This is a genomic window from Bacteroidota bacterium, assembly GCA_030706565.1.
GTDB lineage: Bacteria > Bacteroidota > Bacteroidia > Bacteroidales > JAUZOH01 > JAUZOH01.
Map to the genome: position 1 here is coordinate 1 of JAUZOH010000102.1, position 11,357 is coordinate 11,357.

General features: G+C 38.1%; 13 protein-coding genes. 9 read left to right on the forward strand and 4 right to left on the reverse strand.

Annotated elements, in window-relative coordinates; translation table 11 throughout:
- Nucleotides 1–3: 3 nt before the first annotated feature.
- Nucleotides 4–858 (reverse strand): SPFH domain-containing protein, encoded by an 855-nt coding sequence (locus Q8907_07205; GenBank protein MDP4274048.1) that lies wholly within the window; start codon nt 856–858, stop codon nt 4–6.
- 66 nt (nt 859–924) lie between these two features.
- Entirely contained in the window at nt 925–1,116 is a 192-nt protein-coding gene (locus Q8907_07210; protein ID MDP4274049.1) for a hypothetical protein, read from the reverse strand.
- A 199-nt stretch (nt 1,117–1,315) separates the two neighbouring features.
- On the opposite strand from Q8907_07210, the gene Q8907_07215 reads away from it, so the two are divergent.
- Nucleotides 1,316–1,828 (forward strand): ferritin-like domain-containing protein, encoded by a 513-nt coding sequence (locus Q8907_07215; protein MDP4274050.1) that lies wholly within the window; start codon nt 1,316–1,318, stop codon nt 1,826–1,828.
- 28 nt (nt 1,829–1,856) lie between these two features.
- Here Q8907_07215 and Q8907_07220 read toward each other — a convergent pair whose 3' ends face one another.
- Nucleotides 1,857–2,915, reverse strand: coding sequence for an anhydro-N-acetylmuramic acid kinase (locus Q8907_07220; protein MDP4274051.1), 1,059 nt, complete (start codon nt 2,913–2,915; stop codon nt 1,857–1,859).
- Nucleotides 2,916–3,116: 201 nt separating this feature from the next.
- On the opposite strand from Q8907_07220, the gene Q8907_07225 reads away from it, so the two are divergent.
- The 3 genes from Q8907_07225 to Q8907_07235 are packed head-to-tail and all read left to right on the forward strand — an operon-like array spanning nt 3,117 to nt 5,856.
- On the forward strand, nt 3,117–4,727 hold the full coding sequence (locus tag Q8907_07225; protein MDP4274052.1) for a S41 family peptidase: 1,611 nt from the start codon (nt 3,117–3,119) through the stop codon (nt 4,725–4,727).
- A gap of 5 nt (nt 4,728–4,732) precedes the next feature.
- Complete coding sequence (gene pnuC / locus Q8907_07230; protein ID MDP4274053.1) at nt 4,733–5,344, forward strand: nicotinamide riboside transporter PnuC; 612 nt, start codon at nt 4,733–4,735, stop codon at nt 5,342–5,344.
- Nucleotides 5,305–5,856: an ATP-binding protein gene (locus Q8907_07235; GenBank protein MDP4274054.1), complete on the forward strand. Its 552-nt coding sequence runs from the start codon at nt 5,305–5,307 to the stop codon at nt 5,854–5,856. The genes pnuC and Q8907_07235 overlap by 40 nt, the downstream gene beginning before the upstream one ends.
- On the opposite strand, the gene murB is transcribed toward Q8907_07235, so the two are convergent.
- Complete coding sequence (murB, locus tag Q8907_07240) at nt 5,807–6,865, reverse strand: UDP-N-acetylmuramate dehydrogenase (GenBank protein ID MDP4274055.1); 1,059 nt, start codon at nt 6,863–6,865, stop codon at nt 5,807–5,809. The two genes, Q8907_07235 and murB, sit on opposite strands and share 50 nt — an antisense overlap.
- Nucleotides 6,866–6,990: 125 nt before the next feature.
- Between murB and Q8907_07245 the strand changes: the two genes are divergently transcribed.
- The 5 genes from Q8907_07245 (at nt 6,991) to Q8907_07265 (ending at nt 11,090) form a co-directional block, all read left to right on the forward strand.
- Nucleotides 6,991–7,824: an ABC transporter ATP-binding protein gene (locus Q8907_07245; protein MDP4274056.1), complete on the forward strand. Its 834-nt coding sequence runs from the start codon at nt 6,991–6,993 to the stop codon at nt 7,822–7,824.
- Nucleotides 7,825–7,830: 6 nt separating this feature from the next.
- The gene (locus tag Q8907_07250; protein ID MDP4274057.1) at nt 7,831–8,589 is read left to right on the forward strand and encodes a hypothetical protein; all 759 of its coding nucleotides are present in this window, start codon (nt 7,831–7,833) and stop codon (nt 8,587–8,589) included.
- 3 nt (nt 8,590–8,592) lie between these two features.
- Entirely contained in the window at nt 8,593–8,967 is a 375-nt protein-coding gene (locus tag Q8907_07255; GenBank protein ID MDP4274058.1) for a GntR family transcriptional regulator, read from the forward strand.
- A gap of 73 nt (nt 8,968–9,040) precedes the next feature.
- Nucleotides 9,041–9,721 carry a DUF2807 domain-containing protein gene (locus tag Q8907_07260; GenBank protein ID MDP4274059.1) on the forward strand — a complete coding sequence of 227 codons (681 nt, stop codon included), beginning with the start codon at nt 9,041–9,043 and terminating at the stop codon, nt 9,719–9,721.
- An 85-nt stretch (nt 9,722–9,806) separates the two neighbouring features.
- Nucleotides 9,807–11,090, forward strand: a complete 1,284-nt coding sequence (locus Q8907_07265) for a retropepsin-like aspartic protease (GenBank protein MDP4274060.1) — start codon at nt 9,807–9,809, stop codon at nt 11,088–11,090.
- Nucleotides 11,091–11,357: the final 267 nt, after the last annotated feature.

Here is an 11,357-nt window from a genome sequence, read left to right on the forward strand (position 1 = left end):
GAATTATTGATTTTGTGTTCCGACGTTGACCATGGGACGGGCACTTTCTTCTGAACAAAGGACCACCATCAGATTGCTGACCATAGCTGATTTTTTCTCCGGGGTCAGTTCGGCAATTCCTTTTTCGGCAAGTTCCTTTAAAGCCATTTCGACCATACTGACGGCGCCTTCGACTATTTTTGTGCGGGCTGCAACAACTGCTGTGGCTTGCTGGCGCTTAAGCATGGCTGCTGCAATTTCGGCCGCATAGGCAATATAATTTATTCGTGCCTCTATGACATGAATTCCGGCTATGCTTAATCTTTCGGAAATCTCTTTTTCCAATTGTTTGTTTACTGCATCGCCTCCTGCGCGGAGAGTGATGTTGGCATCTTCTGCCTCAAAATTATCATAGGGATATATCCCTGCCAGTTTTCTAAGTGCAGCTTCACTTTGTATGATAACAAAATGTTGATAATCATCTACATCAAATGCGGCCTTGTAAGTGTTATCTACTTTCCATACCAGGACAACGCCAATCATGATGGGGTTGCCAACCTTATCGTTCACTTTGATGGGCTCGCTGTTGAAATTGCGGGCGCGAAGGGAGATTTTTTTCCTTAAATAAAGCGGATTGACCCAGAAAAAACCATTATCCTTGATGGTCCCCCTATAATCACCAAATAAGATTAGAACTCTGGATTCATTCGGATTTACGGAAATCATGCCGGTTGCACAAAATATGTCTACAATCAGGGCTGCAATCAGCCAGTTCCATTCCAGGACTGCGATACCCAGAATAGATAAAATCAATACTAATAAAATGATGGTCAATGCCACATAACCATTTTTCGGTGGAAAAATTTTTTCTTCTTTCATGATTTTTAGTTTGTAAATGTTTTTCATCAAATATACTAATAAAAAAAGGCAGCTAACTGGCTGCCTTTATTTTTTTGCATATTCAAGGATTTTATTTATTACCTTCTGGGGAACATCATACTCTTTGTGTTCCAGGTAGTATTTGACTTTCCTGAACTCATCGCATTCTTCCAGGTCGTCAAAATTGGCTGCATCCAGCAGCTCTTCTCGTTTTTGAAAATCATTTATTAAATAAATAGCAGTAAAAGGTTTATTCATAGGCGTATATTTTATTTTAATTTATGATAAAAACGAGGAGGTGGTTTTATTTATTGTTGATATGTACTATTATTATCAATTATTTTTTGTTTTTTTTCTAAAATTCTTAAAAAACCTTTTCCATTTCCTGAAAGGAATTTTTATTCGTAAATTTATTGAATATAAATCAAATAAGGATTAATCATAAAAAAAAATTATTATGGGAAAACAAGGGGTTGGCATCCTAAACCTGGATGTGAAAGAACTGATAGGTTTGCTCAACCAGGCTCTTTCCGAGGAATGGCAAGCTTATTATCAATATTGGATTGGTGCCAGGATCATGGAAGGGCCTATGAGAAGCGAAATCGAGCCCGAATTATTACTTCATGCCACACAGGAATTGAATCATGCATTAATGGTTGTTACCCGGATTATTCAATTGGGCGGCATACCTGTACTGGATCCTTCGGATTGGCCCAAATTGAGTAAATGTAAGTATGAAGCTCCTGTTGATCCTTATGTGGAGGTTGTCCTGGATCAGAATTTAAAAGGGGAAAGGTGCGCCATCAACCGTTACAAGGGTTTAGCGGATATGACTAACGGGAAAGACCACACAACCCATCAGATTGTGACTACCATTTTAAACGAGGAACTGGAGCACGAGCAGGATATTGAAGAGTGGATTACAGACATTGCCCGCATGAAAGAAGATTTTAAAAAATTAAGGCTTTGACAACCCCCTTTCGTTGTTTTCTATTTATTCATTGTAAATAAATACAACCTCCTGAATTGTCATGTCTGGCTCCGGTTGCCGAAGCCAGACAATTGTTTTTATTCTGCCACCTCAGCAATCCCAGAAAAGCGAATATTAATGCTTCTTTATACTCTACAACATTCTTAGGCGGAATGACTATTTCATTTTTTGTTTTTCCCTGAAGCAGTTCGATCAGATAAGTATTGAAGGCTCCGCCTCCGCTAACCAAGACTTTTGCAGGTAATTCTGTATTCATTGCCCTGGCCAGTTGTGTAGAGACATGCTCATAAATGGTTCTCATCTTATCCGGAATGCTTATCGCAAATTTGTCCAACAGAGGCTCAAAGCAGGATTCTATCCATTCTTTTCCCAATGATTTTGGAGCTGGCAGCTTATAATAATCAAGATTGTTCAGGTTGTCGAGAAGTTCCTGGCAAATGGTTCCCTGACGCCCAATCTCTCCATTCCGGTCGTATTCTTTCCCAAGAACACCGGCCAGGGGATTTAAGATAATATTGACCGGGCAAATATCAAAAGCAAGTCTGCGGTCGTCATGGTGAAAGGAAATATTGGCAAAACCACCCAGATTCAGGCAGAAACTATAGTCGCCGAATAAAAGTCCGTCACCGATTGGCACCAATGGAGCTCCTTGTCCTCCCAGGGCTACATCCAGATTCCGGAAATCACTGATGGTCGTGATTCCTGTCTCTGCAGCGATATATGCTCCATCGCCAATCTGAAAGGTTAATCCTTCCTCTGGCCTGTGGAATATCGTATGCCCGTGTGATGCAATAAGGTTTGCCTCTTCATGATTTGACTTTAGAAAAAGATTTATTTTTTCTCCTACATATTTCCCGTATTCTTTGTGCAGTTTGATGAAATGAAAGGCATCTATTGAGGCTGCTTCCGACAACCGCTCTTTCCACTTCTTTTCATAAGGATATGTAACGGCCTGGACCAGCTCGTAATTCCATCTTTCATTGAAGTAATTAAATTTGCATAAAGCGATATCCAAACCATCTAGAGAGGTTCCTGACATGATGCCGATTATTTTCAGATTATTCATTGAGGTTTTTTTTCAGGATGAAAATTTTGATTTCTAAAAAGATAGAATAACATTCTGACTACTAAATGTTATCTGATAAATAAATAAAACAAAAATCAATGTAAAAGTATAAATTGATCCATTTAGTTTGATAAATAATTTACAATTTCTACATTTCCTATCATCTCTTTTAATATATTTGAAGTTCCAAAAAAATAATTTATGATGGTGAATTTGAAACGTTTGTTGATTAAAACGTTGGTGGCGTTGGCACTGTGTTTGACCGTTGAGAATGGCTTTTCACAGTTGTATAATGAGGAAGCTTTCAAGCTGGTAAAAACGCTTGAATGGGTGAATAATTATTATGTCGATACGGCGAATGAGCATAAGCTTACGGAAGCCGCCATTGTCGAGATTATGAAAAACCTGGATCCTCATTCAACCTATATTTCAAAAGAAGAAGTAAAGGAGATGAATGAGCCTCTTCAGGGAAACTTTGAAGGAATAGGCGTTTCATTCAATATCATGAACGATACCATTTTGGTCGTTGAACCTATAGCCGGTGGCCCTTCCGAAAAACTAGGCATCAGGGCCGGTGACCGGATTATTACTATTGACGGGAAAAATGTGGCCGGCGTTGGAATAAAAACCTCTGATGTATTTGCTAAATTGCGCGGCCGGAAAGGTACGAAGGTGGTTGTAGGCATCAAAAGAAGGAATGTGCCGGGAATTTTAGAATTTAACATTACCCGTGATAAAATTCCAATTTATAGCATAGATGCAACATACATGATTGATAGCCACACGGGTTATATTAAATTGAACCGTTTTTCATTTACTACATTAAATGAATTTGCCCAATCCCTGGCAAAATTGAAAGCTCAGAAGGCTGAAAACCTTATCCTTGATTTATGCGGAAATGGGGGTGGATATCTTGATGTTGCCATCAGTCTGGCCGATCAATTTTTGCCCGATAAAAAGCTTATTTTATATACTCAGGGTATACACAGCCCAAAAACGGAATATTTTTCCACTGCAGCCGGGAATTTTGAAAAAGGCAAATTGATCATTCTGGTTGATGAAGGATCAGCTTCGGCAAGCGAAATTGTTTCAGGCGCTATTCAGGACTGGGACAGGGGGTTGATTATTGGCCGCCGTTCTTTTGGAAAAGGATTGGTGCAGCGTCCCTTCACCTTTATGGATGGTTCTATGCTGCGGCTTACCATTGCCCGTTATTATACACCTACCGGCCGGCTTATTCAAAAACCTTATGACAAGGGTATTGAAGATTATTCACACGACCTGATTAAACGTTATAACAACGGCGAACTTTCCAATGAGGACAGTATCCATTTCCCGGAATCCCAGAAATTTTATACCATGATCAACAAACGTGTGGTTTATGGTGGCGGGGGCATAATGCCGGATTATTTTGTACCTCTGGATACTACTGGTTATTCAGATTATTACAGGGATTTGATTGCCAAAGGGATATTTAATCAGTTTATGCTGGGTTATACAGACAATCACCGGGAGGAACTGAAAAGTCTATATCCTGATTTTAAGGATTTTGACAAAAAATTTATGGTAACCGATAGTTTGCTGAAACAGCTTACCGATTATGCTGTAAAAGAAAAGTTGCCCCTGAATGAAAAGGAATTAAGCCTTTCTGATTTTAAATTGAGGCTATTGATGAAGGCTTATGTGGCCCGGGATATTTATACATCCAGCGAATTTTACCAGGTACTCAATCAGGATGAACCTATTGTGAAAAAAGCTGTTGAAGTTCTCGAAAACGATGATCTTTACCAGAAGAAACTTTTGAAGAGGTAATTTGAATGGTTTTGGATACATTAAGCTGGCTTGAACATTATATTGAGTGGGCAGGGGCAATACTTAGTTTGGCATACTTGTTTTTTTCCATTAAACAGAACATCTTGCTTTGGCCCCTTGGCATCATCTCTTCTGCCTTATATGTGGTCGTCTATTTGAATACTAAATTATTTGCCCTTTGTGGCTTACAGGTATATTATGTCTTTATAAGCATTTATGGATGGTGGTTCTGGAAAAGGGGGAAAACAAAAGGTTCTAAGGATAAGGGTGATATTCCTATTACACATGGTTCTCCCTCGCAGACTGTTGTTCTAACGCTCATTACCTTGTCATTGTTCGTCCTTTTTGCTTTTATTTTGAAAAGGTTTATGAATTCGGACATGCCTTATGCTGATTCTTTTATTACATCCTTAAGCATTGTGGCAACCTGGATGTTGGCCAGAAAGATTATTGACCAGTGGCTGGTCTGGATCGTTGCTGATGGCATTTCCATAGTACTTTATGTTTATAAAGGGATGTATCCTACGGTTGCCCTTTTCATCGCCTATACTGTAATGGCTGTTATCGGATATATATCATGGAAGAAAGAACTGCAAAAACAACTGTTAAGCGCATAGTAATTATTGGTCCGGAATCTACCGGGAAAACCACTCTTTCCAAACAACTTGCGCATGAATATAAGACAGTATGGATACCGGAATATGCCAGAACTTATGTCGAGCAGTTGGGAAGGCCGTATCATTATGAGGATGTATTGCATATTGCTGAAAAACAGGTGGATCTTGACGTTCATTATGAATCCCTTGCCAACGGCTTTCTATTTCTGGATACTGACCTGATCATTACCAAAATATGGCTGCTTTGGGTTTATAATGAATGTCCTGCATGGATAGACCATTACCTGTCCGAAAAAAAGACAGATCTGTACCTTTTATGCAATACGGATATTCCCTGGGTTCCTGATCCAGTGCGCGAAAATCCGGGGGAAATGCGCGAAAAGCTTTTTAAAACTTATAAAAAGGAAATTGAAAGTCTAGGATACCCTTGCCGGATGGTAAGCGGAACAGGTGAAACCCGTTTTAAATCTGCAATGGATGCCCTAAAGGATTTGAATCTTCTTCACCCTTGATGATGATCACTTCCTTGTCCAGGTGAATCAGAAATTTTTTATAAACCGATTCTTCAATTTCTTTTGCCAAATTGAGTACTTCATTTCCTGTTGCATTCCCATAATTAACCAATACCAGCGGCTGAGTGGCGTGTACACCTACGTTGCCCGTTCGTTTCCCTTTCCAGCCACACTGATCTATCAGCCAGGCAGCTGAAACTTTTGTCAGCTCATCACTGACTTTAAAAGAGGAGAGGGAAGGGAAGATCTTTTTTAGATCTTCTGCCTGTTGGCATGGGATGAACGGGTTTTTAAAGAAGCTACCCGCACTTCCAATTTCGGTCGGATCAGGCAGTTTTTTTCTTCTGATCGCAATAATTGCCTGACGGACAGAACGAATAGTCTTTTCCGGATAATTTTTTAATTCTTCTTCAACATTTCCATAATGGGTCACGGGTACCGGGTTTTTCTGCAACCTGAAGTAAACAGCTGTAACTAAAAATTTATCTTTAAGTTCATGTTTGAAGATGCTGTTTCTATAACCGAACTGGCAGGATGACTTATCCAACTGCCTGTATGTGGAAGTTTCCAGGTCAATTCCTTCGACTTTTTCAATGGTATCCTTGGCTTCTGCTCCATACGCTCCGATATTCTGAACAGGAGTAGCTCCAATATGCCCGGGAATTAACGAAAGGTTTTCAATACCTCCAAAATTCTTATTCACCGCCCATTCTACGAATTCGTCCCATACCTCACCCGCCATGGCTTTGATCAGTACGGAATTTCCATCTTCACTCTCAATAGTGATGCCTTTTAGGTCAGGATAGATTATCACTCCTTTGAAATCGCAGGTAAACAATAAGTTGCTTCCCCCGCCCAGAATCAACCGGGAAAGGTTCTGGAATTCTGTGTTTTTAGCAATTTCAAACCATTCGTCTGCTTCGGTAAATCTGACAAAATGACTTGCCTTTGCTTCTATTCCAAAGGTAGTATAAGCTTTTAGGGATATGTTATGTTCAATGGAAATCATCTCTTGAATTTTAAAAGCAAACCTAATCGTTTTTTCTTAAAAAAAACAATAAAAAATTTGGAAGATATAAAATAATTGTTTTACATTTGCAGTGTACTAATACAATAGTACACTAATTTACTATTATGATTGAAATAAAACATTTGACATTTGGATACAAAAAGGACAAGGTCCTTTTTGATGATTTATCCCTCACATTGCCCTTAGGCAATATTTATGGTTTATTGGGCAAAAACGGAGCCGGCAAGACCACTTTATTAAAACAAATTGCCGGGCTGCTTTATCCTTATCAGGGCGAATGTCTGGTGATGGGCCAACCTTCCAGGTACCGCCAACCGGAAATACTACAGGATATTTTTATCATTCCTGAAGAATTTACAATGCCTTCCGAAACTATCAGTGCTTATACAAAGTTGTATGCACCCTTTTATCCCAAATTCGACAAGGAAGTTTTTTCCAATTATCTGAATGAATTCGGATTAAGTGCTGACAGAAAATTAACCACACTTTCCTACGGTCAGAAAAAGAAATTTCTGGTAGGATTTGGATTAGCTACTCAAGCCAGAATTTTGTTGATGGATGAACCAACCAACGGATTGGATATTCCTTCTAAAAGTCAGTTTCGAAGAATTATTGCATCTTCTGTGAACGAAGACCGTTGTTTCATCATTTCCACCCATCAGGTGCGCGATCTCGAAAGCCTGATAGACCCGATTATTATTTTGGATCAGGGAAAGATAGTCTTTCATCATACTATGGAAGAAATATCCAGAAAATTGGGTTTTGTACAACTTGAAAAAGAGGATCAACCTTCAGGATTGATATATTCTGAGATGACTTTTAGCGGTAAAAATGCTATTGTTTTAAATTCCGACCATGAGGAAACACGGGTTGACCTGGAGCTGTTGTTTAACGGAATTATTAGCCGGGCTGAATCATTTACAAACATTTTTAATTAAAATATCATGAACAGTTATTTGTCGTTTAGCAGGTTGTTACTGCTTATGAAAAGGAAATTGGTAGAAAACGCAAAGGGTTTGGGGATTTTAGCCGCTGTGGTTTTCGGCTCTTTGATGTTGATTTCTTTGATGGTTGCCTATAGACACGGGTCTATGGTAAATATGATTGAAACTTATTTTCCCCTTGAACTTATTGTCGTTGGATTTAGTATAACAAGTCTGTCTTTTAATGAATTAAATGATAAGGGGAATCGTTGTTTTTACTTAATGTTGCCCGCTTCTTCCCTGGAAAAGCTTTTATCTGTATTCCTGCTTACCTCCATTTTTTATGTGATTGCAAACGTGGTTTTATACAGCTTCTTTGCCTATATCACTTCTATTATTGCCTGGTCGGCTTTTGGAATCCCGGTCTTTCATTTTAATCCTTTCAGTTATGAACATATTCAGGAAATAGGAACTTATTTCGTTTGTCAGTCTGTCTTTTTACTGGGAGCAGTGATGTTCAGGCGTCATGCTTTGCTTAAAACAGCATTGAGTATTCTTTTACTTATTTTGTTTATAGGCTTTTTCTCTGCCCTGGTGTTTAAAATGGCCTTTTATTCGGAGCTTCATCATGGAATATCCAATTTTTTCATATTCAATAATTCCATGCACATGGGAACTTATAATTTTAAAGGAAAGTTCCTGGAATTCATTTTCCGCTTTATCATGGCCCCATTCTTTTGGGTGGTTTCATATTTCCAATTAAAAGAAAAAGAAGGATAGGTTATGGAATTTAGGGATAAACAATCAATATACCTGCAGATTGCCGATCATTTCATCGACAATATACTCCTGAAAATCTGGAAACCGGAGGACAGGATACCTTCTGTGCGTGAAGTGGCAGTGATGGTAGAGGTAAATCCTAATACGGTTATGCGTACATTTACTTACCTGCAGGAGAAGGGCGTAATTTACAATAAACGCGGGATTGGTTATTTCGTTTCGCCTGGGGCATTTAATATTGCCCATGAAATAAAAAAAGAAGCCTTTATTGAAAATGAGCTTCCTTTAGTTTTTAAAACAATGGATATGCTCCATTTTACGTTGGACGACCTGAAAAATTTATATCAACAGTCAAAAAAAGTAAGTGAAAAGGAATAGATTCTGAAGGTTTGATAGCCGGAATTTATGAGCTATTCATTAAAAAATAGATTCAAATAAATTATTGATTATTATGAAAACAAGTATAAAATTACTGCTGGCAGCACTGGGTGTCGTATTGGTTTCTATAACCATTTCCATAATCGTGTTAAGGGCAAATTGGAAACCAAGCCAGATTAAGAAGGAAAAGGTTGAGAAGCTTGCATTAAGGGATTTTGACAAAATTATTGTTGACGGAGATGTAGATATTCAGGTTTACCAAAAGAATAATTTTGAAACCTTTGTGGAAGGTGATTCAAAAATGAAAGGAATCTCGGCTGTGATCGACAGCAACCATGCCCTGCATCTCTATTCAAAAGTTAAGAACAATAACCTCTCAGTGAAAATTGGTTTGCCCAAACTAATCAGGCTTGAAACCCATGGCAATGTCAACGTTCAATTAAATAATTTCAAAACAGATTCACTGGCTTTATGTTTGTACGATCATTCCGATTTGGATGCAACCAATAATCGGATCTCGTCGTTAAATGTACAGGCAAGTGGAGAGTCTAATTTGAATGTATTATTTTATAAAGGGAAAAGGATAGAGTTGAGGTTGCAAAATCAGGCCTTAGCTAATATTCAAAATTTAAATGGGATACTCAGTGGAGAATTAAATGATTCTACCCACTGCGTGGTTGAAAACAGTAAAATCGACAAATTAAATCTAACTGTCGGACCTGCAGCTAATTTGAATATTGTAGGATCGAGGTAGTAAAGTTTTTGGAACAATGATGAGATATTATTGTTATATTCGATCAAAGATTAGATAGTGCTTTTTTTTAATTTTAAATTAAGCTATGATGAAAAGATATCTGATTGTTCTTTTGCTTATGTGTGGCATTTCAATACAGGCACAGGATATAATCCAATGCAGAAAGATAGTGCAGGAAGCAATTAATGCCATTGACGTAAAATCCAGTAAAAATCTTGAACCCTTCCTGGATGATGATTTTTCCATTTTTGAACAAACCGGAGATAAGGCAAAGATGGTTTTGCAGCAATTTATGGTAAAAATTAATGATGTGGTTGCCGAGTATCATGAAATTCAAACCGAACCTTCTTCCGGATATTTAACTCTAAAGTATATATTTACTTATAAAAATCGGGGTAGTAAGGAATCTACTTTTGTGTTTTCACCTCAGAATAAGCTGGTGAAAATCTCTCTCTTTGAGATCAAACCCTTGACCGAAGCTTATGCAGATCAAATTTTCCAAAGTAATGAGGATACGATTCGTATTCCGTTCACCTTAAATACCGGGAATTTGATTATTGTTGATGCCATGTTAAATGGTCAGGTTAGAAAATTCTTTTTCGACAGTGGTTCACCAAAGCTTATTCTGAATTCTGAATACATTGATCAGGATGATGGGAATGAAGAAAATTCCATGCTGAAAGCCCGAGGGGTAAACACGAATATCAGGAATATCTCATTGGTGAAGGATCAGAATTTTAATTGGGCCGGAATCCAACTGGATAGCCAGACCTTAATGGCTACAAATTTATCCACCTTAGAGAAAGGCTGCAAAGATGAAATTTATGGAATAATTGGTTATGAGATATTTAGAAATTACGATATACACTTTGATTATCAGAAAAAAGTCCTGACATTGATCCGGGCCGGATATTTGGATCAGTATGCTTTGAAACATAAATTTTCCGGGAGAAAACATACGGTTATCCCTTTTAAATTGACTACTCATATCCCCGTGGTTAAGGCTGTGGTAAACAACAGGGAGTTGAATATGGGGATTGATTGCGGGGCAGGCATTGATTTGTTGTCGCTGAGCGCCTATCAGGAATTTGGAAATCAAATCAGAAAGAAGAAATCTGATACCCTGACCGGGGTGGATAATCAACCTACCTTGGTTAAAACTGGTTTGTTACGAAAAATGACCATAGGTGGCAGAAAATTCAAGAATCCTAAAGTTATCGCAAATGATATGACCCAGATCAATCAAAACACCCAGCTTTCGATGGATGGGCTGATTGGATACGAGATACTTAAACGTCAGGAATCCATCCTTAGTTATAGCAAAAAGGAACTGATATTCATTAATTACCTTTATTCAAATTCAGATTAAAGGAAGTGTTGGCGATTGAAAGCGGCCGGAAATTTATCAACAGTCTTATTCGTGTTAATAAAATATGATGCTATGTTTTGATTATTAGCGGATTAGTGAGGATAAGGTTTGTCTTTTAACCACTAAAATTTAAGACTAAGAATAACACAAATAAACAAAACTTTTAGCGGCCTGGTAATGATATCTTCTTTGGCTGAGGCATGTTGAGAGAAAATTGTGAGTTACATTTAGTTTATAGGAACTTCGTATTTTGCGTCCTGTGTTTTA

What these genes read in the sequence shown, in the direction of transcription:
- Q8907_07205 (MDP4274048.1), bottom strand. Translation starts at nt 858, where the DNA reads ATGAAAGAAGAAAAAATTTTTCCACCGAAAAATGGTTATGTGGCATTG.
- Q8907_07210 (MDP4274049.1), bottom strand. Translation starts at nt 1,116, where the DNA reads ATGAATAAACCTTTTACTGCTATTTATTTAATAAATGATTTTCAAAAA.
- Q8907_07215 (MDP4274050.1), top strand. Translation starts at nt 1,316, where the DNA reads ATGGGAAAACAAGGGGTTGGCATCCTAAACCTGGATGTGAAAGAACTG.
- Q8907_07220 (MDP4274051.1), bottom strand. Translation starts at nt 2,915, where the DNA reads ATGAATAATCTGAAAATAATCGGCATCATGTCAGGAACCTCTCTAGAT.
- Q8907_07225 (MDP4274052.1), top strand. Translation starts at nt 3,117, where the DNA reads ATGATGGTGAATTTGAAACGTTTGTTGATTAAAACGTTGGTGGCGTTG.
- pnuC (MDP4274053.1), top strand. Translation starts at nt 4,733, where the DNA reads ATGGTTTTGGATACATTAAGCTGGCTTGAACATTATATTGAGTGGGCA.
- Q8907_07235 (MDP4274054.1), top strand. Translation starts at nt 5,305, where the DNA reads ATGGAAGAAAGAACTGCAAAAACAACTGTTAAGCGCATAGTAATTATT.
- murB (MDP4274055.1), bottom strand. Translation starts at nt 6,865, where the DNA reads ATGATTTCCATTGAACATAACATATCCCTAAAAGCTTATACTACCTTT.
- Q8907_07245 (MDP4274056.1), top strand. Translation starts at nt 6,991, where the DNA reads ATGATTGAAATAAAACATTTGACATTTGGATACAAAAAGGACAAGGTC.
- Q8907_07250 (MDP4274057.1), top strand. Translation starts at nt 7,831, where the DNA reads ATGAACAGTTATTTGTCGTTTAGCAGGTTGTTACTGCTTATGAAAAGG.
- Q8907_07255 (MDP4274058.1), top strand. Translation starts at nt 8,593, where the DNA reads ATGGAATTTAGGGATAAACAATCAATATACCTGCAGATTGCCGATCAT.
- Q8907_07260 (MDP4274059.1), top strand. Translation starts at nt 9,041, where the DNA reads ATGAAAACAAGTATAAAATTACTGCTGGCAGCACTGGGTGTCGTATTG.
- Q8907_07265 (MDP4274060.1), top strand. Translation starts at nt 9,807, where the DNA reads ATGATGAAAAGATATCTGATTGTTCTTTTGCTTATGTGTGGCATTTCA.